This window comes from Acinetobacter sp. MF4640 (assembly GCF_002018895.1).
GTDB lineage: Bacteria > Pseudomonadota > Gammaproteobacteria > Pseudomonadales > Moraxellaceae > Acinetobacter > Acinetobacter johnsonii.
On record NZ_MVOM01000011.1, the window covers coordinates 1 to 23,018 of the forward strand.

A 23,018-nucleotide genomic window follows, 5' to 3' on the forward strand; every position below is an offset into this window, starting at 1 on the left:
TAAATTTTAGGCAATAAAAAAGCAAAGCTTAATACCTTGCTTCATTACTGATGGTGGGGACGGAGAGACTCGAACTCTCACACCTTGCGGCGCTGGAACCTAAATCCAGTGCGTCTACCAATTTCGCCACGTCCCCATCAGGGTGCTAACTTTCCGTTAGACTTTAAGTTGGCAGAGGATCAAGGATTCGAACCTTGACGAACGGTTTTGGAGACCGTCATGCTACCATTACACCAATCCTCTATTGCCTTATAAACCATCTTAATTCAAATGATTTATGGTGGGGACGGAGAGACTCGAACTCTCACACCTTGCGGCGCTGGAACCTAAATCCAGTGCGTCTACCAATTTCGCCACGTCCCCAATGGCTGTGTATATTATAGCGATAGACACTATATGACAAGCGCTTTTATAAGCAATCACCCGCTTTTCTGTCATAAAATCGGCAGTTGAATCTATTTTTATGCTCTATCTATATAAAAAGGCTATTCAGCTCTTTACTAAATTTTAGGCAATAAAAAAGCAAGGCTTAATACCTTGCTTCATTACTGATGGTGGGGACGGAGAGACTCGAACTCTCACACCTTGCGGCGCTGGAACCTAAATCCAGTGCGTCTACCAATTTCGCCACGTCCCCATCAGGGTGCTAACTTTCCGTTAGACTTTAAGTTGGCAGAGGATCAAGGATTCGAACCTTGACGAACGGTTTTGGAGACCGTCATGCTACCATTACACCAATCCTCTATTGCCTTATAAACCATCTTAATTCAAATGATTTATGGTGGGGACGGAGAGACTCGAACTCTCACACCTTGCGGCGCTGGAACCTAAATCCAGTGCGTCTACCAATTTCGCCACGTCCCCAATGGCTGTGTATACTATAGGGATCATTTTCGCATGACAAGCAATTTTTAAGAAAAACACACTCATTTGATTAAATAAGAAACAAAAACTTTATACTTGGCTTTTTCTCATTCAATTTCAGTCATTAAGCATCGTTTTGCAGCCATGGTATTTTGCCATCTTTGGCTTTTTTGCTTAGCTAAAAGTCCATGTAATAGTGGACTAAAACCCTGAAAAGGTTCTGGAAGCGCTATCTTCAAAGACTGACAGTGTAAATACGCCCAATCTTGGTAGCATGATGCCTGCAAACGTTGATCAGTCAACCACTCAAGTAGAATGATCCCAAGTGCATATAGGTCGGTTTGTACAGTCTTTGCTTCACCATGAAATAACTCTGGTGCCATATAGCGTGGCGTTGCAGTTACAGTTTGTTGATGTCCAGTTTCACTAATTTTTTGGCTCTGCTCAAAATCAATTAACTTACATGTAGAACCATCTAACAAAAAATGTGAAGCTTTTAAATCAGCATGAATCCAACCCATCTGATGTAATTCTTCAACTGCATTCAGCATTTTAAAAATGATATGAATGATATGATCTCGACTTAACTGATGGGGATTCGCCATAAGTAATGATGGAACATCTTTTAAGATGAGTGCGGCTTTCACCAGCTCTGAGTGAAACTCAAAATTTTCAAGGATTTGCACTTCAGGCAAGAACTTCGGCAGTTGCAGCATTGCAAGTGCTTGCTGATAAAAACTAAGTTCAGCGTCAAAGCCGTTAATTAGCACCACATGTTCTGATACAAACTGATACTTTAACCAATACCCCTGCCCTGCAACTTCAAAGCGATAAAGCCTTCGCCCCCAACCCAAACGCTGAGTCGGAGTATGGAGCGACAACGCGAGAGCATTTAATTCTTGACGATCAAACTGCCAAGAATTCGGATTCATTCATCTCTGCCGTATCCAATGCAGTTAAGACCTCTAAACAATGTTGTATAGTTTTCCCAACACGAGCATGTGTTTCAATCATTGAGATTTTTGGCCAAGTTGCACGTTCACCTTCACGTTGTAAAAGTTTAAACAAGTGTGGTCTTGGATTTTGCAGCATATAACTATAATGGCGCAGGCCATATTTCCCCACAATGTTTACATCGCCATAATAACGCTGATCGACCACGCCATAACCATGATCCAGTAAACGGCGGATCGGTGGAATCATCCCCACACGCTCACGGGCAAAGTCCATCACCCCTTTACTAATCACTTTGCCTTGTCTGCGTACAATCCGCTCAGGCCAGCTCAACATGTCTTTACGAAACCGTGCTTCGTCCGACTGCATAAACGGCACCACATGCGGATTCACTTGACTGGCAATGGTGTAGTTTAAGTTGTATAACCGCGCCATTTTTTCCTGCGGGAAATCACTACGCACACTGCCATCAACCCAGCGCGTAGATGACATATAAGGTGTATACAACCCATCATGTCGCTTACTAGTCAGCTTGACTGGTGGAAATAGAATCGGAACTGCACAAGACGCGAGTACCGCACTCCACACCAATAAGTCAGGTGAAGTAAAGGTACTCATAATGCGTGGATTTTGTGAGGCATCATAAGGTGCAACCGCGACATTGTTATACAAGCCTGACTGCTTAAATGCCTCTTCAAAGGTAACGTCACCCAAATTTGCAATTAAAAAGTTTTTTAAATGCTTTACATCCGCTAAACCACCATTGCCCTTTAAGACCTCACGAAAGCCTCGAAATTGAAAAGCATCGGTGAAAAAGTTTTCACCATTTAAGATGCTCAGCATTTCTGCAGGCGTTGCTCGCCCCAGCATCGCTGTCATAATGGCGCCAGCACTTGAACCAGACAGCACTTTCGGCATCAGGTCTTGCTCAAGCAAAGCCTTGCACACACCTGTATGAAACAGTCCTAATGTTGCACCGCCTGAAAACATCATGGCTGGTTGCCCAAAAGCTTTTTGACAGTGCTGAAAAAATTCAATTTTTTGCTGTTTATCCAAACACTGGCAATCCGTAGATGCTACAAATGCTAAACCTCGACTAACTTCTTCAATATAGTCTTCAATAATTTTCTTGGTGCCGACATAGGTTGCAGTAAACAGCATGGGGTGAGCAATATTGGCAATGTCATAACTCAGACCTTCACGTAGTAGGTACATTAAATCGGTCGTACGCTTTTGTTGGCGATAACGCTTCAACAAACCCAAACGATGGGTAATCACTTCTGCATCGAAATAAGATGAACAGTTGTCATACTTCCACTCTTGCGCCCCTGACTCTTCATCAATTCTAAGTGCAATGCTTTTCCACTCAGTATAGTTCTCTGCCTGAGCCAATTGGTTTTTCAGTTTTTTGATTCGATAGGCTTGGTGCGGGTTGATTTCCCGTGTGAAATCTTTAAACAACATATTCATACTCACCCACTTTTTTTGTTTTCCTAAAATTTCACTGACATGTTCAACCGTCAGTCTAACTGACTATGTGCAAATTATGTGAGCATTACAATTGCCATTTCAAGCCTAAAATTGGCAAATCTGCACCACGTTAAGGGTTTGATACGACTAGATCGGATGTTAAGATCGACGACAAGTGTAATTATAAGCTGATTAATCATGGCGACCATTGACCTACCGAACAATATCTTAGAAGCACTATCGACTGTACTCCAACAACTACAGCAAAGCCTACCAGAAGTTAAACAAGCACCTGATTTTTCAGCGATTGCCTTTAAATGGGAAAATGGCGAATTAAAAGCGATTCGCCAGCTCAAACGAATCGAATTAAATGATTTAAAAGGCATTGAGCGTCAAAAAGAAAAAGTACTGCAAAATACAGAACAGTTTCTTAATGGTTTACCTGCCAATGACGTCCTGCTTACAGGCTCTCGCGGGACAGGCAAGTCCTCTATTGTGCGTGCTTTATTAACGGAATACGCAGAGCAAGGCTTAAGGCTGATTGAAATTGAACGTGATGATTTATCCGAACTGCCTGAAATTCAAAAGCTAATTGCAGAGCGCCCTGAAAAGTTTATTGTGTATTGTGATGACTTGGCTTTTAACGCCGAAGATGAAAACTATCGCAGTTTAAAAAGTGTGCTAGATGGCTCTTTGCAGTCAGGTTCAAGCAATTTTATTATTTATGCCACCAGTAACCGTCGTCATTTGCTGCCTGAGTTTATGCATGAAAACACGCCTGTGACTCGAGTCGACGTACCGCAGTACACTGAACTACATCCACAAGAAGCGATTGAAGAAAAAATTTCACTCTCTGATCGTTTTGGATTATGGCTGTCTTTTTATCCAATGGATCAAAACTTATATTTGGACATTGTGCAGCACTACTTAGCAAAAGCTCAAATCGCCATGGACGATATAGTACGAGCCGAAGCGCTTCGTTGGTGTCAGGCGCGTGGACAACGCTCTGGACGTGCAGCGTATCAATTTTCTAAACACTGGGTCGGTTCACAACAATTAAAGCAGCTTTAGTATAAAAATACTGATCGGCGTTTAAGCATCTATTTTATTTAAATTATTTTTATATTTAATAGTTCAGTCTGATCAAAGAAATAACCCAAATTCCGCATTAGAATTTGGGTTATTTCTTTGAAAAAATGAGGGATGAATATCAGTTCAAATAGGTTTGATCTGATTATTGATATTTATCTAAGTTTGTTTCTGGCCCATCTTTAACCACAGCTTGTGCTTTTGCATAACTCTCCATTAAGCATTTATATTCTGGGCAGACATGATCTGAAAGAATTTCAGCAAAATGGGAGCCTTCTGGACGGTTCCAAGTACGCATTAACTCGGCCACGATTGCAAAAGTATCGGTTGGAATTGCGCCCGCTTGGGTCACACGAGCAATTGATGTATCTGTAGCTAATTTACTCCAGTTGCCTGATGCATCCACAACACAATAAACGTTATAACCTTCTTTACGAGCGCTTACAGCAGGGAAAGTCATACATACACTGGTCAGCGTTCCAGCAATAATCAGTGTCTTCCTACCCGTTTTTTTAACTTCATCTACAAATAAGGGATTGTCCCAAGTATTAATTTGTCCAGTCCGTGGTACATAAACTGCATGCGGAGCAAAGTGGTGAATTTCAGGAATTAAAGGACCATTAGGGCCGTCAGGTACAGATGCAGTGGTAATTACAGGTATATTTAATAAAGTTGCCGCTTTTGCAATTGCAATCACATAATTGCGTAAGTCGGGTACAGGTACATCGCGTACGGTATTAAAAAGTCCACTTTGATGATCAATCAGTAGAATTATCGAATCATCAGGGTCTAGCATTCCATTAGTATAGTAGCCGCCATGGGTAACACCTCTAAAATTTTCTTCTAATTATGTACTTCCATTGTTGTAATGAAAGTTCCTAAAACAGACCGTCATAGCTTTGAGGTTTATACGACCAAGATATTTTTTAAGAAAATCTATATCTGCCTTTCATATAAACTAAAGAATATCCTTAAGCTCAGGAAGCTAAATCATGTTACGTGTTGTAATTGCAATTCATGGTTTTACACTTATTGATGAGCACTCATAAAATCTTACAAAGATTATTAAATTAACCATATTAATCAAATATTTAAAACCAAATAAAAATAGACTTCCAATTTAGTTTATAGGTTTTTATAGTTTCAACATTTCATGAGTCATCTAAAATTATACATTCCATACTTATCCCCAATTTCTATGGATAAACCTATGGGTAAATACTTTTAACTTGATGCTTAGCTACATTTAAGTGAGTCAAAAATATTCTTAAAGTCTAAGCAGAGCATTTTTAAAAGCCCTTTGATAAAGACCTAAATGTAAAAAGCCCAACATTTAGTCGGGCTTTAAGCTTATCAAATGAAAGTCTTAGACTTCACTGGGATTGGTCAACTCAGTCATTGGCCAGCGAGGTGTTGTCGTTACAGCCAAACCGTCATGCTGCCCTGCTTTTAACCGCTGATAACCAGCAAAAGCAATCATAGCGCCATTGTCCGTACAAAGTGCAGGTTCGGCATAGTAAACCTGAGCACGAATCTTGGTTAAATCTACTTCTAAACGCTCACGTAAACGTTTATTGGCACTGACACCACCAGCGATCACTAAACGTTTTAAACCTGTTTGCTTCAACGCTTTCACAGATTTTTTAACTAAGGTATCCACGATGGCTTCTTGAAAACTCGCTGCAATATCCGCATCACGGTTTTCATCACCTAATTTTTTCATTTGCACAGATACGGCTGTTTTTAAACCACTAAATGAAAACTCCAAACCTTGATGCAGCATTGGGCGTGGGAAAGCAAAGACATTCGGATCACCTTGCTCAGCCAGTTTTGAAATATTTGGACCACCTGGATACGGTAATCCCATCATTTTCGCAACCTTATCAAAGGCTTCACCTGCAGCATCATCAATCGACTCCCCCAACAATTCATACTGTCCAATCCCATAGGCAGCCATCAGTTGAGAATGTCCGCCTGAGACCAAAAGTGCTACAAAAGGAAATTCTGGCGGCGTTTCCGATAAAAGTGGTGCCAACATATGCCCTTCCATATGATGCACACCAATTGCAGGTTTATTTAAAGTAAAGGCCAAAGTTCGACCAAACAGCGCGCCTGTCATCAGCGCACCCATCAAACCTGGGCCACGCGTATATGCCACGGCATCAATTTCAGATTTTTTTACACCACTTTCTTCAAGCAGTTGATTCATCAATGGAATCAGCTTACGCACATGGTCACGCGATGCCAACTCTGGTACCACACCACCATACTCTGCATGCAGTTTAATTTGGCTGTACAGCACTTGCCCACGCAAACCCAACTCGCTGTCATAAAGGGCAAGTCCTGTTTCATCACAAGATGTTTCTAAGCCTAAAACGATCATTAAACTGCCTATAACCTGTATCAAATCTATTGCGTGAACCATTATAGACTTGTGGTATGAGATGTAAATGAGTAAAATACTGACCTTCACTTGTGATCAGGGCAATATCGCCCAGATCTTATCCATAACTTAATGAGGATTCTTCATGCCACAAGTTAAATTGAAAGAAGGCGAACCAGTAGACGTAGCTATCCGTCGTTTCAAACGTTCATGCGAAAAAGCGGGCGTTTTAGCTGACGTACGTAAGCGCGAATTCTACGAGAAACCAACTCAAGAACGTAAGCGCAAAAAAGCTGCTGCTGTTAAACGCTACCAAAAGAAATTGGCGCGTGAATCAGTACGTACTACTCGCCTTTACTAAGATTAATTTGTGATTGACTGCCTGGACTAAATAATGACTACTTTAAAAAGCCAAATAACTGAAGTTTTGAAAGCCACTATGCGTGCTAAAGAAATGGATAAGTTAACGGTAATTCGTGGTCTACAGGCGGCAATTAAGCAAATCGAAGTCGATGAGCGCAAAGAACTTGACGACGCTCAAGTTCTTGCGGTCATTGAAAAACAAATTAAACAACGTAAAGAATCGATCAAAGCCTTTGAAGGCGCTGGTCGAGAAGATTTAGCTAGTAAGGAACAAGCCGAACTTGAGGTTTTATCTCAATTTCTACCAGAAGCTATGACTGAGGAAGAACTTGATTCCATGATTGCGCAAACGATTGCAGCGCAAGAAGCTACTAGCATGAAAGATATGGGTAAGGTGATGAATTCTCTGCGTCCGCTCATAGCCGGGCGCGCCGATCCTTCTCAAGTTTCAGCAAAAATTAAAGCAAAACTGGCTTAATTTAAAAATCTTTAAATCGATTATGTTGAACTGACCTTAAAAAAGGCAGTTCAAAGTTTTACTTTCTATAAAAATTATTATTCTTTTTATTTTATCTATTCATTCTTAGCTTTAAAAACAACTCCTGACTCATCTCTGTTTTATCCCTCTATTTGCAATACCACTTTTCTAAGCTCTAAATTGTCGATCCTTTTGCATTTGAGTTAAACGCGTTTTAATGGTCGCTGACATTGATTCATTATCTTTCGCTAAACGCTGAGCATGCAACAAAGATTTAATCGCTTCTTCTTCAAAGCCCGACCAAAACTGCACTTCAGCCCGATAGCGCAAAACATTAATGGTATGCATTGGCGACTTTTTATCTAAACTTGCGGCTTGTTGCATCAGTCTCCACGCATTCACATCACGCGGATTATTTTTCAAAAACCGATTGAGCACAGGCTGCGCAAGCTCAGGCCGATTCTGACGAATGTAAACTTCAGCCAATTTATAATTTAAAGCCCGATTTTCAGGCATGATGCTCGCAGGTGATTGAATCACTGCTAAAGCCTCATTCACCCGATTTTGTCCAAGCAAAATATCAGTTTGAATTAAGGTTTGTAGATTATGTAATTTCTGATGCGACTTGGCCTGATCTAACACTTGTTGAGCAAGTTTATAGTCACCTTGTTTGAGGTAAAAACTAGCCAAAGCCAGTTGTCCTGCATAACTGTTACGACCCACCAGCATCTGTAGTTGCTGTTCTGTCGCCTGATTCGAGATCACCGTGGTATACAGCTTCAATATCTCAAAGTCTTCATCACGCCAAGTAGATTTCACTTTAGGCAACTGATTCGCTCTCAGTCTCGCTTCACTCATTCGCTCAGTCGTGAGTGGGTGTGTGAACCAAAAGTCGGGTAAAAAACTCACTCGACTGGTTGCACGGTGCATCACTTCAAAAAAATCAGCCATACTTTGTGGGTTATAACCAGCGCTATACATGTACTGCATCCCTATACGGTCAGCTTCACGCTCTTGGTTACGACTATAAGACAACTGCTTGTCCATGAGTGCGGCTTGCGTACCAACCATGACCGCTGAACCGACATCACCATCTGCTTGAGATGCAACCAAAGCACCAACCAAAATCCCGGCCAGCGCGAGTAATCCCTGCCCCTTAAACGCCTCTTGCGAACGACTGTAGTGGCGCTGTGTGACGTGCGCAATTTCGTGCGCCATTACGCCGGCAACTTCATCCATATTATTGGCATTGGTAATCAAACCAGCATTTAATGCAAACAATCCGCCCGGAACTGCAAAGGCATTAATTTGCGGGTCATTAATAACCACCAGACCAATCGGTTGACCAAGTTGGGTTTGACTCAAAATGCTTGAAAAAGCATTCATCAGTTGATCTTCTAGCCACGGATTTTGCGTAACAGGTAGCTGACGCTGTACTTCACGATAAACTTTTTCACCAATATAGCGCTCATTATATTGATCAATAAAACCTACACCTGAACCAATCTCAGGCACATTGAACTGTGGGGCATTCGTAAGAAATTGACCTTCTGCAAAACCAACAGTCGAAATAAGACTTAAACTGCACGCACACAGAAAACGCTTCAACCCTCACCCCGACTTTATTTAAAGGAATCGAATGACTATAACATTGATAATTGAATGAAAATGCAATGAAGTGTTATCAAATTTTTATCTAAATTCAGGATTCACCACATATTGAGGTTGACCACCTTCCAACGCTTTCACCAAGTTTTGGTAAGCCAACTCTGCCATTTTTTTTCGTGTTACGGAGGTTGCTGAACCGACATGCGGTAACGTCACTACATTATGCAGCTGGAACAGTGCCGAATCTTGCAAGGGTTCTTTTTCATAAACATCCAGCCCAGCTGCAAAAATTTGCTTTTGCTCCAAGGCCCGAATAAGTGCCTGCTCATCCACCACGGCACCACGTGAAATATTTACAAAAACAGCATGCGATTGCATTTTCTTAAAGGCTTCTGCATCAATCAAATGCTGCGTGTGCGCATTTAGATCAACCGCCACGACAATGAAGTCCGATTGCTCCAGCAGCTCATCTAATTCGCAAAAACGTGCATTTAAGGGTTGTGCCAATTCTAATTTTTCTCGGCGGCCGTGATACAAAATATTCATATTGAAACCATGAAAACCACGTCGAGCAATTGCCGCACCAATATTTCCTAAACCAATAATACCCAATGTTTGACCAAAAATTTCCTGACCAAATTGTGCCTGCCCGACAGTACGCGACCACTGACCAGTTTTGGTCCATTGATCCAAATAAGGCACTTGACGCGCCGCACTCATCAACAAAGTAAAGGCCAAATCGGCAGTGGTTTCAGTTAGCACATGAGGGGTGTGGCTGAGCCAAATTTTTGCTTGGTTTAAGTAGTTCAAATCATAGTTGTCATAGCCAACACTAACACTAGATATAATTTTGAGCTGTTTCGCAGTTTCTAGGTTGTTTTGATTAAGTAAACGCCCTGCACCAATCATGGCATCCGCATCCGCAACTTGCTCACGGATTTGCGTATTTACATCACCTGCTTTCGGGTTGATGACCACCACGTGATAACGCTGCTCTAGGCGCTGTAATACTTCTGCATCTATTTGACTAAAAACAACGACTTTCTGCTTCATACCTATTCCATATTTTGTTGTTTTGCTCGCATCATGTGCCACAGGGCTTTTTTAAGTAATGGCTGATCAAGCATTTCTTGTAAGCTTGCTGCTTGTGTGACTTTTATACCATTAGCATTTGGTATAGAGCCCAATGTAATAACAGTTTTACCCTGACTTAAACCATCAATGAAACCTTGAATATAACTCTGAACACCGCGCCCATCTTGGAAATTCAACAAAGGAAAAGGCCAATTCAGCGCATACTTTTGCGCAGGTAAGGCTTGCACAATATTTTGCCACAGCTGTTGCTGCTCCAAGCTCAATTGTGCCGCTTCAATGACCAAGGCACAGTGCTCCAAGGCAATAGCTTGCAACTGAAAAGCCTCAACATGGATGGCCTCTCGGACAATTTCTTCTTTTAATGCTGTAACAACTTCTTGTTCAATCGGCTGCGTTGCAATTTCAGCAGGAGGCGCTGGATGTGGAAGCTTATTCTGTACAAGTGGATGTTCAGGAATGCTTTTGGCTTCGGGCTGAGATTGAGGTCGTACAATTTCAGAAATAATCTCAGTCGCGCTTTGATCTCGCCAGATCAATGTGGCTACATTTTGTTGAGACGGCAAAAAATCAGGAACCCACAAATCAATTCCTAAACTCGCCAAAACCTCACGCTGATGCCCGATCATCTTATACCTTCACACTTAATTCAGTACATATTCTATCGAGAAATGCCTAGAGATGCTGTTCTTTTCACATTTTATTCGCATAGACACTAGGCAAATATCAAGAACATGCTCAAGGTCAAATTCACCACTCAATTAAACAATCATCAAGCGATTCTTCTTTTGCATTTGTTCAACAATCTCTTCACTGTCAAAACCGAGACGCCAATAGAGCAACTCCAAAACATCCTGCTCATCTTGAGTAATAATGCGGTCGTTCCATAGACAAATTTCAGCCACCCCCAAAATACTTAAACGATCTCTCAGCAGCAGCCCCGCCATATCATTTAAAATTTCGGCCAAATCAATCGGCTCATCTGAAATTTCCGCATACTGCTCCAACTCTTGCACAGTTAAAACTCGGCGTAAGATTTTCTCTCGTACTTCCAGCTGTGTTTCACTATTGATTTGTTGCACATGTAACAAAGCATCAATTAAACGCACAATCTGCGGCTTAACTTCATCTAGAGCCGCAGGTGTATGTACAGGTAACAAATTCAGCTCAAACTTAACCCGTTCAAGTAGCAGTGCATCCAACAGTCCAATTTCACCATCTTCCTGAATAATCCTCGCCAACTTTAATAAAAACTGGCGTGCAATTGTTGCTGGCATGCCACCAATATTTCGGCATGCCTCATGGAAAATTGAAATATGAACACGACCATCTAGGTTTAGCAATGAATCAACAATGGCACGACTCACTTCAGCCTCAGCAGGAATAAACTCACGGAATTGGCGAATCATGAGAATTGCGACCATCAGCTCGCGTGAACCTGTTGCGGTCTGTAAAGCACGCTGAATTAGCTCTGGACGTTCAATATGCGCACGTACTTCAGGGTTAAGCGGTTTAATCGCATCTTTAATGGCAAAACTAATCGGAGACAGTCGTAATAAGGGCAAAGGCTGCGGTGAAGTCCAAGGGGCTTGAAAATCCGCGTACTGCTCTTCTAAGGAACGAAACAAACCAAATAACGGACGGTTGCGCAGTTTTTCTAGATTTTCCAACTGTATGTCTTGAACCAAATTCGGATTCATTTCATAAATACGCTCTTCAATGCTTGGATGAATATTCATCCAACTTTGCGCACTTAATGAGTTGGCAAAACACATGTGTGCAATCGACTCAGAATATTCGCTGTGAATTTGTGAACCTGCGTGATGCACATAGATACGCATTAGGGTTTGAATATTGGCATCATTTTGCATCAGGCGACGTGTTTTCATATCATTTTTTAAAGTACGCCCTCCCAACGTCAGAAACTTAATGCAGCGGGTAACCAGCACCCCCAAACTACCAATCAGCCAGATCACACCACCCGTTGCGACAAAAGTGGTTTCAAAACTTTGCGACTTTTTATGATGAGTTGAAAATCCCAATTTAGCAATTTTACTGCCCCACTGACTGAAGGTGGTGAGGGCACTATATAAAATTTTTAGCCGTGTATTTTCAGCGGTCTCACCAGATAAAATTTGATTAAACTCATGATTCAATAACCCCGTCAGCTCAAGTTCATCGAGGTTTTGCAGTGCGCCCCACGTTAAAATAATCGCAATATCTTTGGGATAAAAACCAGCGGTTAAGGCATTTACCCCCACCTCATCGGGCAAAACATAGACAGCAGGTGTTTCAATTAAAAAAGTATCAGCTAGTTTTTCTGTAATTTTCAGTGCAATACTTTCTTCTGGTGTACTTTCAATCAAACTTAAACGTCGTGCACGCAGTTGCTTGGCCAGACTGTGTCCACCCGAACGGAACACATACAGCTCATATACCACGGAATAACTCATCACCAAGAGCAATAAACCAATGATATAAATACTCAAGCTATGCCAAAAAATGCTTTGACTCGAATCAAAATAAAAAACCAGCAGTCCAGCCACAGTATTTAAAATAAATAGCGACAAAAGTACCGCAAGCAAGCAGATACTGGCAGACCACAACATGTTTTTATTCTTTATGATTGAATAGCTTACACCCTTCAATGTAAATCCCTTTTCTTACATTGTTTGAATCAACCCATCATAAATGAAAAAAGCGGGAAACTCCCGCTTTTCTCAAATCTAAATCAATTAGACTTCTTTCACGCCCGTCAAATCAACGGAAGCTGCATCAATATTGACATCAATATAGCTGTCTTTCTTTTTCGATGTTTCACGGCGTTTCGCCTGTAATTCATCTAAATAAGCTTCATCGATACCACCAGCAACATATTTACCATCAAATACCGAGCAATCAAACTCTTGTAAATCTGGTACTTTGCTAGTGCGCACAGCTGCTTTTAAGTCTTCCAAATCTTGGAAAATTAGACGATCTGCACCAATAATTTCACGAATTTCTTCAACGGTACGCTCAGATGCAATCAACTCTTCTTTTGCTGGCATATCAATGCCGTACACGTTTGGATATTTCACCATCGGCGCAGCAGAAGCAAAGAAGACTTTTTTTGCACCCGCATCACGTGCCATTTGGATAATTTCGTTACACGTAGTACCACGTACAATTGAGTCATCCACCAAAAGTACATTTTTACCTTGGAACTCAAGTTCAACAGGGTTCAACTTTTGACGGACTGATTTTTTACGTAATTGCTGACCCGGCATAATGAAGGTACGACCAATGTAGCGGTTCTTCATAAAGCCTTCGCGGAACTTCACACCCAGCATATTTGCAAGTTCAAGAGCAGAAGTACGCGAAGTATCTGGAATTGGGATCACAACATCAATATCGTGCTCCTCACTCCACTCCGTCAGGATTTTCTGAGCAAGCTTTTCGCCCATTTTTAAACGTGCTTTGTAGACTGAAATGCCATCAATAATCGCATCTGGACGCGCAAAGTAAACATATTCAAAAATACATGGGCGGTATTCAGGCGCTTCAGCACACTGCTTGGTAAACATCTGCCCTTGTGAGTCGATAAAGATCGCTTCACCCGGCGCAATATCACGCTCAACTTTAAAGCCGAGTGCCGTAATAGCGACAGACTCAGATGCAATGATATATTCCATACCAGCATCAGTTTCACGCGAACCGTAAATCAGTGGACGAATACCATTTGGATCACGGAAACCCACTAAGCCATGCCCAGTAAGCATTGCAACCACGGCATAACCACCTTTACAGCGTTCATGTACTTTACTAACTACATGAAAAATGTCGTCTGCTGTAGGCATCAATTTGCCGCGTTTTTGCAACTCATGCGCAAACACGTTTAACAGTACTTCTGAGTCTGAATCCGTATTCATATGACGTAAGTCTGTTTTAAACAGGTCGTCATGAATTTCTTCAGCATTGGTTAAGTTACCATTATGCGCTAACGTGATCCCGTAAGGTGAGTTCACATAGAAGGGCTGCGCTTCAGCGCTGCTCGATGAACCCGCAGTAGGATAACGCACATGCCCAATACCATAGTTACCTTGTAATGCACGCATATGGCGAGTGTGGAACACATCACGAACCATGCCATTGTCTTTACGTAAGAATAAACGACCTTCGTGGCAGGTTACTATCCCAGCTGCATCTTGCCCACGATGTTGTAACATCGTTAATGCATCAAACAACATTTGGTTAACAGCTGATTTACCAGCTATACCAACTACTCCACACATAGCAACCTCGCAGACAAGCTAGGATTAATAAAAAGGATTATTTGTTGACTCACCTTGTCCCTCAGCATTTTTCGAGGAAATTTTCGGTGAAGAATCTGAAGATACATGTGTATCTTTAGACTTGATATGTGACATCGCCTCGCTTGCAGCCTCTTTAGAAAGCTCCATCGCCCATGGCGCATAAGGCAAAAGTGTTTGGACAAATTTGGATTGTCTCCAATATGGAGAACTTTCAACCCAAGACCCGACACCTTGCATCGTAATCAGAACAATTAACAACCCTTTTAATGAACCAAAAGCACCGCCGGCTAATCGATTCAAAGGCCCGAGTTTTAAACTCTTCAATATGTTATTCAGTAATGCCGTGACAATCCACGTCAAAACTACAATAACCAATACAATAAATGCAAAAGCTGCAATTTTTTGAACCACTGGATCTTCACTGAGTGAGACCATCGAAGGTGCTAGGACGCTTGCAAATTTAGCACCAACAATCAGCGCTAAAATCCATCCTATCAAGTTCGCAAAGGCTTTAACAAATCCTTGACGCAAACCGTTGAGCCCTCCAATGAGCAATACAATCAATATGAAGATATCAATGGCATTCATGTTGTTTTCATTGCAGAGACGCAGTCTTGAATTAAGGTTGGTCCTGTATAGATGAGGCCACTATAAACTTGTACAAGGTTTGCCCCTGCATTTTGTTTTGCAAGCGCCTGCTCACCCGACAAAATCCCACCCACACCAATCAAAGGAATCTGACCTTTTAAAACCTCAGCAAAGGCTTTTAAACACGCTGTACTTTTCTCAAACACAGGCGCACCAGATAAACCACCCGCTTCATCACCAAAAGGTAAGTTTTCCACCCCTTCACGAGACAAAGTCGTATTGGTCACAATCAACCCATCAATTTTAAACTGAAGCAGTTGTTTCGCAATAAATTGAATATCTTCCGCTTCCAAATCCGGCGCAACTTTCAACACCAAGGGTACATAGTGCTGCTGCTCTTCAGCCAACTCTAACTGACGTTTTTTCAGCGTCTCTAGCAGCTCGGTTAAAGCATCACCAGTTTGCAAACTACGCAGGTTTTTAGTATTTGGAGAAGAAATGTTAACAGTAATATAAGACGCATAGTTATAGACTTTTTCTAAACAAATGAGATAGTCATCTACTGCTTTTTCGACTGAGGTATCCGCATTTTTGCCGATATTAATCCCCAAAACACCTTTAAATTTTGCCGCTTTGACATTTTCAATCAATTGATCCACACCAGCGTTGTTAAAACCCATACGGTTAATAATGGCTTTAGCTTGTGGGATACGGAATAAACGCGGTAAAGGATTACCCTGCTGTGGACGTGGAGTAATGGTTCCAATTTCAATAAAACCAAACCCTAGACCTGCCAGTGCATCAATATAAGCACCATTTTTATCTAGACCAGCAGCCAAACCTACAGGATTGGGAAACTCGATGCCCATACATGTCACCGGTTTAGCCGCTATATTTTGACGCATTAAGCCTAGCTTATGCGTTGATTTCAATAGCGATAGTGTTAGCTCATGTGCACGCTCTGGTGCTAAAGTAAACAACAAAGGGCGGGCAAGAGAATACAACATATCTGTAAAAGTCTACTGCTTTTTAAGTCGCCATATTATAGGCATAGCCTAGCTAAAACACCATGCTTCGTCTGGCTTTATTTTTAGCGATTATTTAACGCTAGCCGATAATTTAATCTGCCCTGCATCTGAGACCAACTCCATTTTTTCAATACTCAAACCATTTTGCGTCAGTTGGGTCAAAAAGTTGGCCAACACCACATAGTTTGCGTGGCTTACCACCAACTGAATTTGTTCAGCATTCTGCTGCGAAGCAACCGACAAACCTTGCTGCTGTGCAATACGTTGGATCTGCTCCATCGGAGTCAGTTGTCCATCTGAGCTCGATTTCATGGTGACTGCATTGCTCTGCATCCATGCCATGGTTTCTTTGAGCTGGTTCACGCGTTTTTGCTGTTTCTCTGCCGCAGCATGGGTATACCAAAGTGCAGCCCCTATCGAGCTCACCAAGACGAAAATAACCAAGAAAATAGCCAATATACGGTCGCGCGGTGTAAGACGATCAAAATAAGCACTGATCAGCTCTAAACGCTGATCCAAAACAGTTTGTAAATTTTGCATGGCTTTCATTATTGTATTTTCACCATTCCAATTGCCCCACCCGTGGTCGGCTGAATATTGCCTAATTCAACCTGAAAACCTTGTTGATTAAGTTGCTGAGTGAGTGTCTGTAAAGCCTCTGCCGAATTGGCTTTAAGTTGCATATTTAAGCTATTTGCTTCATACACCACCTGATTCGCCACAATTTGCTGTTGCATGAGCACAGGCCCAACGCGACTCAATAAAGACAAAGCTTGCGCATCCACTTGTTTATTCATCTTCAGTTGATATTCAAACTGGCTTCGCAGGGTTTGCTCGGTCACAGGATAGTTCGCACCAAACCAATATTTAAATTGATCGACCGCCTGAACAGCCACTTGCTCTGCAAGCTTTTTATTTTGATACCAACGGGTCGCATCGTAGGTCAGTTGGGTCACAATCAATGCAGCCAATACCGCCATACAGGCTTTCCAATAGCCCGTTGAAACATGTTGCTCTTTCACCTTCGGCAAAAGATTCCATGGATGTTGTTTTGCTCTTGGCAATGCCGTCCATTCATAATGGAAAGACTCAAGCTGCTCCTGCGTCACACTGGCGTTTAAGCTATGCATGTGCGAAGCACTCAAGTTACAAATTTTATATTTTTGGTTGACGGCTTGATAATCTAAAAATACAGCAAGATCATCAATTGATCCGCCCAACCAAGTATTAGAGCGAAACAGGAGTCGTTCTTCAATATAACCCAAGATTACCTGTTCTGCGTCAGGCACAGGCAAAATCAGAAAATCAGGCAATAGACTGACCAGCTTCACAGGAATCAAGCTCAAGGCATGCTGCAAAGTCTCTAAACGATGCTTTGAAATACCCAAAACAGTGAGTTGCTCAGGCGCTTGAAAGTGATGTAATACTTTCATCTGATCGATTGAGCTCAATACATATTCTTCGAGTAAATACTTCACACCTTCAGCCCCCAACTGCTTGTATTGGGCCTTAGGCATTTTTTGCTGAATAATTTGCACATCACGACTTGGAAAGAAAGCAGTTGCTTCCTCACCATGATGCGCTTGTATATCTTGGATCAATTGCTCAAGTGTATGAGCAGATTGCCATCTTTCCCCTATAGACCAGTGCCATGTTCCATCGGCTTCGGGCATCCAAATTTGCAACATGTATTATATTCTGCCGTTTTAATTGGTTTTTATATGCTAGGTATAAATGCTTTTGTTTGTGTCGACAAGCCTTCCGCTATAACTGCTTGCTCATAAATCCGCGCTTCAGCCAAAGCATAAGGATTAAAAGATTCCGTCACCAAAATCGAGGCCATATATGCCACCACATTCATATGGCACACCACCACAATAGACTCATACGGCAAATGTGATAACCATTCCACAGCCGCTTTTGCATCATCATCTGGCTTAATAGTATTGCAAATTACAACAGGCACATCCGCAAAATGCTGTCTAACGTGTGCCAATGTTTCTTGTGCACGCAGCAATGGGCTAACTACAAAGACATCAGGTTGGATCCGTGACTTTAAAAAGTCAGCAGTTTGCTCCGTCTGTGCATGCCCACGTTCGGTGAGTGGGCGTTTAGTGTCATTCCCCATGATCGGTGGCGCAGCTTCGCCATGACGTACCAAAGTCAGTTGCATAAAAAATCCTTATTCAAATCCTGATTATTTTAATTAATTTTTATGACAATTCAGTCATTCTACCCACTTAAACGCTCATTTTATTCCGGTTTTTAAGCGACTTTAAACCTCATGATGTGGCAAAACAAACTCCACATCACTGCGGTGTCCATTTTTCATTAAGGATAATGCAATTGTCATTGGTGGCGCATTTTCAAAAATGACACTGTATAACGCACTGGTAATCGGCATATACACATCTAGCTCTTCAGAACGTGCTTTGACTTGTACAATGGTGTTAATGCCTTCTGCTGTTTGTCCCAATTCAGTGGTCGCCTGTTCCAAGCTCTTGCCTTGACCCAGTGCAAAACCGACTTGATAGTTGCGACTCAGTGGACTGCTACACGTTGCAAATAAATCACCGACACCAGACAAACCTAAGAAGGTCAGTGGATTTGCTCCTAACTTCACAGCAAAACGACTCATTTCCGCCAAAGCACGAGTCAAAATCATACTCTTCGTATTTTCACCGACTTTGTATGCAGCAGCCATTCCCATCGCAACCGCATAAATGTTTTTAAGCGCACCGCCAAGTTCTACACCATGCACGTCATCGCTGGCGAAAACACGGAACAAGGCACTATGCAAAGCTTGTTGTACAGCGTAACGCACTAAGTCAGACTGGCTTGCTATGACTGTTCCCGCTGGTTGTCCTGCCACAATTTCCTTGGCCAAGTTTGGCCCAGATAACACGCCATAAGGCACTTCTGGTAGCTCTGAGCGAATAATATCACTCATAAAACTAAAAGTATTCGCTTCAATACCCTTGGTCAAAGACACCACTGCTTGCGAAGTAATAAACGGTTTAATTTGTTTAAGGACATCACGGAAAGAATGACTCGGAATCGCCACCAAAATAATGTCGCGATCACGAACAGCCTCTTCTATATTTGAAACTGCACGTAAACCATCTTCAAGTTTAAAATCGGGCAAATAGCGTTTATTTATATGCGTTGCATTGATATCAGCTGCAACGGCTTCATCACGAATCCAAATCATGGTATCGCAGCCATTACGAACCGCGGTATTCGCCATGGCCGTCCCAAAACTACCACCACCCAAAACTGTAATACGTAGTGCCGTTTTTTGATCTACTGCTACAGGTTCAACCAAATCTGAAAACTTTAACTCTGACATTATTTTTATATCCTAAAATGGAACTATTGATTCCAATAACTTACATAATCTTGGGTTTGAATTTCAGCACGTGGCGGAATCGCTTTAACTGCCGTACCAATATATAAAATACCTGAGATCAAATCATCTGCACTGAGGCCTAAAACCTGTTTGAAATGCACCGATTCCACCACTGCCCCACTACGCCACATACTCGAAAAACCTTGAGCTTGTAAGGACAAAATAAAATTCTGAATAGCAGCGCCACTACTTAAAGTCTGCTCAAAATTAGGGACTTTCGGATGCGATTGAAATTTAGTCAGTGCCAAAACCAGTAATGGGGCACGAAAAGGATGATTTTTAACACGCTCTAACTGTGCTGATTCCGTTTCGCCCAAATCAGCCAAGGCTTGTGACAATAACTCACCAAATGCCTCACGTTGATCTTCAGCAATTACGATAAAACGTGTCGGCTTTAAACGATGATGATCTGGTGCAGTCAATGCGGCTTGAAATGCCCGCTCTAATTGTTCTGCATTGGGAGCAGGCTCGACCAAATGGCCAATCGATTGACGTTGATGCATATTCTGGTGAACGATATCTACCGCGAGTTCCGTCATTAGACTCTTAATCTTTCAAATTAAACAATACGTTTTAGAGTAGCACACTCTGAAAAGTTTGCTCTAGGGCTTCAGTATGAAATACCCAGTTTCGGCAAAACTAATTTTAAAATTCTGAGCACTTTTCAAACTGTTCGATAAGACTGCATTTTTCATACATTTCTTACATGATTCATCCTACAAGCTATGTTCCAATAAACAATGATCTAATAAAACATGACTGGGGTATGAAATGAAAAAGAATATCGCTATTGCTGGAGCAGCAGCACTAACACTACTTCTAAGCGCTTGTGCATCGACACCAAGCAACTCTTTGGCGATCCAAAAAGCTGACAATCAATACGAAGTTACGGGTATTGGGAAAACTGCATTGATTGCAAAAAACAACGCGATTGAAGCAGCAGCTAAAACGTGTGGCTCTAAAGCGACGGCGATTGTGAGTGATGAAAAAACCGAATATCAAGGTGCTTTAAAGGGTGTCGTGAGCGATGAAACTGGAAAAATGATCCAAGCAGCCGCTTCTGTATTGGGTTCTATTTCGGGTACAAACTCAGGCATTAACCAAGACAGTGACTATCAAACCGTCCTGACTTTTTCTTGTAAAGCAAAATAAAGATGCCATAAAAAAACCGCTCATCTGAGCGGTTTTTTTACACCAATCACGTCAAATGATTAGCAATAGCCCTCTAAACGTGTCAGTGGTAGTTTTTGCCCAATGGCTTTTTCAATTTCGGGTAGATAGAACGCATCATCTTCAGATAAGAAACTAATACTTACACCACGTGTACCCGCACGACCTGTACGACCAATACGGTGTACGTAGTCATCCGACTGTTCAGGTAACGTAAAATTCACAACATGTGATACACCATCCACATGGATACCACGACCCGCAACATCTGTTGCAATCATGATGTTATGTTGACCATTTTTAAATTGGTCTAGCATTTTCAGACGTTTGTCTTGTGCAATTTCACCTGACAACATCACCACTTTATAGCCATCACGCTTTAAGTTGTCATAGAGCTTACGCACTTGATCGCGACGATTTGCGAAAATCATCACTTTTTCAATGGGCTCATCACGCAGAATGTCTTGTAGCAATTTATATTTATCAGACTTTGCGACCATGTACACCCGTTGTTCAACGTCTGCATTGGTCTTCTTCTCTGGCTCAATTTCAACAGTTACAGGTTCAAACAGCCATTGCTGCGCAAGGTTTAAAACATCGTAACTAAACGTTGCAGAGAACATCAGAGTCTGACGTTGTTCCTTACGCGGTGAGAAACGAACAATGCGTTTGACTGAAGGAATAAAGCCCATATCCAATAAGCGATCGGCTTCATCAATCACCAAAAACTCAATCTGGTCGAGCCAAACTTCTTTTTGCTCAACAAAGTCAATCAGACGACCTGGCGTCGCCACCATAATATCGACAGGTTTTTTATCGAGTTGCGCTTTTTGTTTATCAAAGTCAACGCCGCCTAAAAGCGTCACGACATGTAAATCTGAGAATTTTGTGAGTTCTTTCGCATCGCTTTCAATTTGCAATGCAAGCTCTCGGGTCGGTGCTAAAATCAAGGCACGAGGTTCACCGCGGTAGCGCTGCTCTTGAATTGGGTTATTCAGCAAGTCGTTAATCACGCTCACCAAAAATGCCGCTGTTTTACCTGTCCCTGTCTGCGCACGACCAATTGCATCGTGTCCCGCCAAAGTGAATTTTAAAACCTTTTGCTGAATAGGCGTCATATCCTTAAAACCTAAAGCATCAATAGCTCGTTTAAGTTGAGGATGTAAATTTAAGGTTTCAAAACCTGATGACATATAAGTGCGCTCTGACGAAAAATCACGAAAATTGATCTGTAGTATAAACAAAAACGCCCCAATTTACATTGGGGCGTTTTAAAGTACGTTCAGACAATTAGTCTAAAGGTTGTACTTCTTCAGCTTGGAAGCCTTTTTGACCTTTTACAACGCTGAATTCAACGCGTTGGCCGTCACGTAGTGAACGGTGGCCGTCGCCTTGGATTGCACGGAAGTGAACGAATACATCGTCACCGCCATTGCGTTGGATAAAGCCGAAGCCTTTAGTGTCGTTGAACCATTTAACTACGCCTTGTTCACGAGCTGTCATAAGTTAATCCTCATTGTATCTAAAAGAAGGACCACCCGGTGTTGCAAACAGCAGACCAAACAAGGTTTAAAAATATTTATTATTTCTAAGCTTGTAATCATTCTGTATAACTATTAACAAAATCCCGGTTACATCCATTTGTAAAATAGGATTTAAAACAATTTATGGTTGTGTTAAATCCCAGTACGCGACGAGCTTAACATGGGTTAAAAACAATTCATACCCTTTTTTTGATTAATCGTCTTTTTAATTCAGCATATTTTTTAACTAGTTATTTGTAATTTTAGATATAGCGACTATAGACCTATAACACATGAAATATTTGGGTTTTAGCACTGAATTTGCTAATATTTCTACCCACCTAAATGTTGTGAAGCCTGCCTTAGCTATATGAGTGATATCGAACAAAATACCAACATTATTGATGCAATGGGGCAACCATGTCCTATGCCTCTGTTGTTGCTTAAACGCGCACTTAAAAAGAGTCCAGCGCAGCATTTTCTATTAAAATCGTCTGATCCACACAGTCAGATCGATATCACGCGTTATTGCGAAATTCATCATTTAACTTGCGTTTTGAAACAAATTAATGAGCATGAATTTCACTACTTCATTGAATCTTAATTCTTTTCAATTACACTAAGTCTATTCACATTTGCATAAAAGTTTACATTTCTATACCCAATTTTCCATTATTCAGTGGAAGATTGGATTAAGATAAATTCAA

The 23,018-nt window shown here is 41.6% G+C and carries 23 protein-coding genes and 6 tRNA genes; 5 read left to right on the forward strand and 24 right to left on the reverse strand.

From position 1 onward, the window contains the following. Positions 1–51 precede the first annotated feature (51 nt). The 8 genes from MF4640_RS05270 to MF4640_RS05305 all read right to left on the reverse strand — a co-directional run bounded on the left by MF4640_RS05270 (position 52) and on the right by MF4640_RS05305 (position 3,282). Positions 52–136: transfer RNA gene (locus MF4640_RS05270), tRNA-Leu, on the reverse strand. Positions 137–169: 33 nt separating this feature from the next. Beyond that, positions 170–243 (reverse strand) — tRNA-Trp (locus tag MF4640_RS05275). 35 nt (positions 244–278) lie between these two features. Beyond that, positions 279–363 (reverse strand) — tRNA-Leu (locus MF4640_RS05280). Positions 364–552: 189 nt separating this feature from the next. Next, positions 553–637: transfer RNA gene (locus tag MF4640_RS05285), tRNA-Leu, on the reverse strand. Between the two features lie 33 nt (positions 638–670). Continuing rightward, a tRNA-Trp gene (locus MF4640_RS05290) sits at positions 671–744 on the reverse strand. Positions 745–779: 35 nt separating this feature from the next. Continuing rightward, positions 780–864 (reverse strand) — tRNA-Leu (locus MF4640_RS05295). Between the two features lie 107 nt (positions 865–971). Continuing rightward, positions 972–1,796 (reverse strand): serine/threonine protein kinase, encoded by an 825-nt coding sequence (locus MF4640_RS05300; protein ID WP_078388917.1) that lies wholly within the window; start codon positions 1,794–1,796, stop codon positions 972–974. Further along, the gene (locus MF4640_RS05305) at positions 1,771–3,282 is read right to left on the reverse strand and encodes a DUF3336 domain-containing protein (RefSeq protein WP_078388965.1); all 1,512 of its coding nucleotides are present in this window, start codon (positions 3,280–3,282) and stop codon (positions 1,771–1,773) included. The genes MF4640_RS05300 and MF4640_RS05305 overlap by 26 nt, the downstream gene beginning before the upstream one ends. 204 nt (positions 3,283–3,486) lie before the next feature. Between MF4640_RS05305 and MF4640_RS05310 the strand changes: the two genes are divergently transcribed. Then, complete coding sequence (locus MF4640_RS05310) at positions 3,487–4,359, forward strand: ATP-binding protein (protein ID WP_078388918.1); 873 nt, start codon at positions 3,487–3,489, stop codon at positions 4,357–4,359. A gap of 163 nt (positions 4,360–4,522) precedes the next feature. On the opposite strand, the gene MF4640_RS05315 is transcribed toward MF4640_RS05310, so the two are convergent. After that, positions 4,523–5,173 (reverse strand): isochorismatase family protein, encoded by a 651-nt coding sequence (locus tag MF4640_RS05315; protein WP_078388919.1) that lies wholly within the window; start codon positions 5,171–5,173, stop codon positions 4,523–4,525. A 570-nt stretch (positions 5,174–5,743) separates the two neighbouring features. Beyond that, a complete protein-coding gene (gene tsaD, locus MF4640_RS05320) occupies positions 5,744–6,760 on the reverse strand; it encodes a tRNA (adenosine(37)-N6)-threonylcarbamoyltransferase complex transferase subunit TsaD (protein WP_078388920.1) in 1,017 nt (338 codons plus the stop codon). Between the two features lie 145 nt (positions 6,761–6,905). Here tsaD and rpsU point away from each other — a divergent pair, with 145 nt between their 5' ends. Both rpsU and MF4640_RS05330 read left to right on the forward strand, forming a co-directional pair. Next, positions 6,906–7,121 (forward strand): 30S ribosomal protein S21, encoded by a 216-nt coding sequence (gene rpsU, locus MF4640_RS05325; protein ID WP_001136722.1) that lies wholly within the window; start codon positions 6,906–6,908, stop codon positions 7,119–7,121. A 33-nt stretch (positions 7,122–7,154) separates the two neighbouring features. Next, on the forward strand, positions 7,155–7,601 hold the full coding sequence (locus MF4640_RS05330; RefSeq protein WP_004982206.1) for a GatB/YqeY domain-containing protein: 447 nt from the start codon (positions 7,155–7,157) through the stop codon (positions 7,599–7,601). 168 nt (positions 7,602–7,769) lie between these two features. On the opposite strand, the gene MF4640_RS05335 is transcribed toward MF4640_RS05330, so the two are convergent. The 12 genes from MF4640_RS05335 to MF4640_RS05390 all read right to left on the reverse strand — a co-directional run bounded on the left by MF4640_RS05335 (position 7,770) and on the right by MF4640_RS05390 (position 20,157). Further along, positions 7,770–9,209, reverse strand: coding sequence for a M48 family metalloprotease (locus MF4640_RS05335; protein WP_078388921.1), 1,440 nt, complete (start codon positions 9,207–9,209; stop codon positions 7,770–7,772). Between the two features lie 84 nt (positions 9,210–9,293). Continuing rightward, positions 9,294–10,262 (reverse strand): 2-hydroxyacid dehydrogenase, encoded by a 969-nt coding sequence (locus MF4640_RS05340; protein WP_078388922.1) that lies wholly within the window; start codon positions 10,260–10,262, stop codon positions 9,294–9,296. 2 nt (positions 10,263–10,264) lie between these two features. Further along, the gene (locus tag MF4640_RS05345) at positions 10,265–10,930 is read right to left on the reverse strand and encodes a hypothetical protein (protein WP_078388923.1); all 666 of its coding nucleotides are present in this window, start codon (positions 10,928–10,930) and stop codon (positions 10,265–10,267) included. A 132-nt stretch (positions 10,931–11,062) separates the two neighbouring features. Next, on the reverse strand, positions 11,063–12,949 hold the full coding sequence (locus MF4640_RS05350; RefSeq protein WP_168158907.1) for a M48 family metalloprotease: 1,887 nt from the start codon (positions 12,947–12,949) through the stop codon (positions 11,063–11,065). A gap of 87 nt (positions 12,950–13,036) precedes the next feature. Then, positions 13,037–14,572 carry an amidophosphoribosyltransferase gene (gene purF, locus MF4640_RS05355; protein WP_004696272.1) on the reverse strand — a complete coding sequence of 512 codons (1,536 nt, stop codon included), beginning with the start codon at positions 14,570–14,572 and terminating at the stop codon, positions 13,037–13,039. 24 nt (positions 14,573–14,596) lie between these two features. Next, entirely contained in the window at positions 14,597–15,181 is a 585-nt protein-coding gene (locus MF4640_RS05360; protein WP_004696270.1) for a CvpA family protein, read from the reverse strand. Beyond that, positions 15,178–16,188 (reverse strand): quinone-dependent dihydroorotate dehydrogenase, encoded by a 1,011-nt coding sequence (locus MF4640_RS05365; protein WP_078388925.1) that lies wholly within the window; start codon positions 16,186–16,188, stop codon positions 15,178–15,180. Before MF4640_RS05365 ends, MF4640_RS05360 begins: the two co-directional genes overlap by 4 nt. Positions 16,189–16,278: 90 nt before the next feature. After that, positions 16,279–16,758, reverse strand: a complete 480-nt coding sequence (gene gspM, locus MF4640_RS05370; RefSeq protein WP_078388926.1) for a type II secretion system protein GspM — start codon at positions 16,756–16,758, stop codon at positions 16,279–16,281. Then, positions 16,758–17,897 (reverse strand): type II secretion system protein GspL, encoded by a 1,140-nt coding sequence (gene gspL, locus MF4640_RS05375; protein ID WP_078388927.1) that lies wholly within the window; start codon positions 17,895–17,897, stop codon positions 16,758–16,760. The genes gspM and gspL overlap by 1 nt, the downstream gene beginning before the upstream one ends. A gap of 29 nt (positions 17,898–17,926) precedes the next feature. Further along, complete coding sequence (gene sixA / locus MF4640_RS05380) at positions 17,927–18,382, reverse strand: phosphohistidine phosphatase SixA (protein ID WP_078388928.1); 456 nt, start codon at positions 18,380–18,382, stop codon at positions 17,927–17,929. 102 nt (positions 18,383–18,484) lie between these two features. Beyond that, positions 18,485–19,558, reverse strand: a complete 1,074-nt coding sequence (locus MF4640_RS05385; protein WP_058869931.1) for an NAD(P)H-dependent glycerol-3-phosphate dehydrogenase — start codon at positions 19,556–19,558, stop codon at positions 18,485–18,487. 23 nt (positions 19,559–19,581) lie between these two features. Then, positions 19,582–20,157 carry a nitroreductase gene (locus tag MF4640_RS05390; protein ID WP_005400613.1) on the reverse strand — a complete coding sequence of 192 codons (576 nt, stop codon included), beginning with the start codon at positions 20,155–20,157 and terminating at the stop codon, positions 19,582–19,584. A gap of 232 nt (positions 20,158–20,389) precedes the next feature. Here MF4640_RS05390 and MF4640_RS05395 point away from each other — a divergent pair, with 232 nt between their 5' ends. After that, a complete protein-coding gene (locus tag MF4640_RS05395) occupies positions 20,390–20,770 on the forward strand; it encodes a hypothetical protein (RefSeq protein WP_078388929.1) in 381 nt (126 codons plus the stop codon). A gap of 59 nt (positions 20,771–20,829) precedes the next feature. Here the strand turns inward: MF4640_RS05395 and rhlB are convergent, their stop codons facing one another. Further along, on the reverse strand, positions 20,830–21,981 hold the full coding sequence (rhlB, locus tag MF4640_RS05400; protein ID WP_005400612.1) for an ATP-dependent RNA helicase RhlB: 1,152 nt from the start codon (positions 21,979–21,981) through the stop codon (positions 20,830–20,832). 97 nt (positions 21,982–22,078) lie between these two features. Next, positions 22,079–22,291, reverse strand: coding sequence for a cold-shock protein (locus MF4640_RS05405; RefSeq protein WP_004648643.1), 213 nt, complete (start codon positions 22,289–22,291; stop codon positions 22,079–22,081). A gap of 390 nt (positions 22,292–22,681) precedes the next feature. Here MF4640_RS05405 and MF4640_RS05410 point away from each other — a divergent pair, with 390 nt between their 5' ends. Beyond that, positions 22,682–22,915 carry a sulfurtransferase TusA family protein gene (locus tag MF4640_RS05410; protein ID WP_004696251.1) on the forward strand — a complete coding sequence of 78 codons (234 nt, stop codon included), beginning with the start codon at positions 22,682–22,684 and terminating at the stop codon, positions 22,913–22,915. Positions 22,916–23,018: the final 103 nt, after the last annotated feature.

Bases quoted from the DNA above. Each gene is read 5' to 3' on its own strand.
- MF4640_RS05300 (WP_078388917.1), bottom strand. From the start codon at position 1,796: ATGAATCCGAATTCTTGGCAGTTTGATCGTCAAGAATTAAATGCTCTC.
- MF4640_RS05305 (WP_078388965.1), bottom strand. From the start codon at position 3,282: ATGTTGTTTAAAGATTTCACACGGGAAATCAACCCGCACCAAGCCTAT.
- MF4640_RS05310 (WP_078388918.1), top strand. From the start codon at position 3,487: ATGGCGACCATTGACCTACCGAACAATATCTTAGAAGCACTATCGACT.
- MF4640_RS05315 (WP_078388919.1), bottom strand. From the start codon at position 5,173: ATGCTAGACCCTGATGATTCGATAATTCTACTGATTGATCATCAAAGT.
- tsaD (WP_078388920.1), bottom strand. From the start codon at position 6,760: ATGATCGTTTTAGGCTTAGAAACATCTTGTGATGAAACAGGACTTGCC.
- rpsU (WP_001136722.1), top strand. From the start codon at position 6,906: ATGCCACAAGTTAAATTGAAAGAAGGCGAACCAGTAGACGTAGCTATC.
- MF4640_RS05330 (WP_004982206.1), top strand. From the start codon at position 7,155: ATGACTACTTTAAAAAGCCAAATAACTGAAGTTTTGAAAGCCACTATG.
- MF4640_RS05340 (WP_078388922.1), bottom strand. From the start codon at position 10,262: ATGAAGCAGAAAGTCGTTGTTTTTAGTCAAATAGATGCAGAAGTATTA.
- MF4640_RS05345 (WP_078388923.1), bottom strand. From the start codon at position 10,930: ATGATCGGGCATCAGCGTGAGGTTTTGGCGAGTTTAGGAATTGATTTG.
- purF (WP_004696272.1), bottom strand. From the start codon at position 14,572: ATGTGTGGAGTAGTTGGTATAGCTGGTAAATCAGCTGTTAACCAAATG.
- MF4640_RS05360 (WP_004696270.1), bottom strand. From the start codon at position 15,181: ATGAATGCCATTGATATCTTCATATTGATTGTATTGCTCATTGGAGGG.
- MF4640_RS05365 (WP_078388925.1), bottom strand. From the start codon at position 16,188: ATGTTGTATTCTCTTGCCCGCCCTTTGTTGTTTACTTTAGCACCAGAG.
- gspM (WP_078388926.1), bottom strand. From the start codon at position 16,758: ATGAAAGCCATGCAAAATTTACAAACTGTTTTGGATCAGCGTTTAGAG.
- gspL (WP_078388927.1), bottom strand. From the start codon at position 17,897: ATGTTGCAAATTTGGATGCCCGAAGCCGATGGAACATGGCACTGGTCT.
- sixA (WP_078388928.1), bottom strand. From the start codon at position 18,382: ATGCAACTGACTTTGGTACGTCATGGCGAAGCTGCGCCACCGATCATG.
- MF4640_RS05385 (WP_058869931.1), bottom strand. From the start codon at position 19,558: ATGTCAGAGTTAAAGTTTTCAGATTTGGTTGAACCTGTAGCAGTAGAT.
- MF4640_RS05390 (WP_005400613.1), bottom strand. From the start codon at position 20,157: ATGACGGAACTCGCGGTAGATATCGTTCACCAGAATATGCATCAACGT.
- MF4640_RS05395 (WP_078388929.1), top strand. From the start codon at position 20,390: ATGAAAAAGAATATCGCTATTGCTGGAGCAGCAGCACTAACACTACTT.
- rhlB (WP_005400612.1), bottom strand. From the start codon at position 21,981: ATGTCATCAGGTTTTGAAACCTTAAATTTACATCCTCAACTTAAACGA.
- MF4640_RS05405 (WP_004648643.1), bottom strand. From the start codon at position 22,291: ATGACAGCTCGTGAACAAGGCGTAGTTAAATGGTTCAACGACACTAAA.
- MF4640_RS05410 (WP_004696251.1), top strand. From the start codon at position 22,682: ATGAGTGATATCGAACAAAATACCAACATTATTGATGCAATGGGGCAA.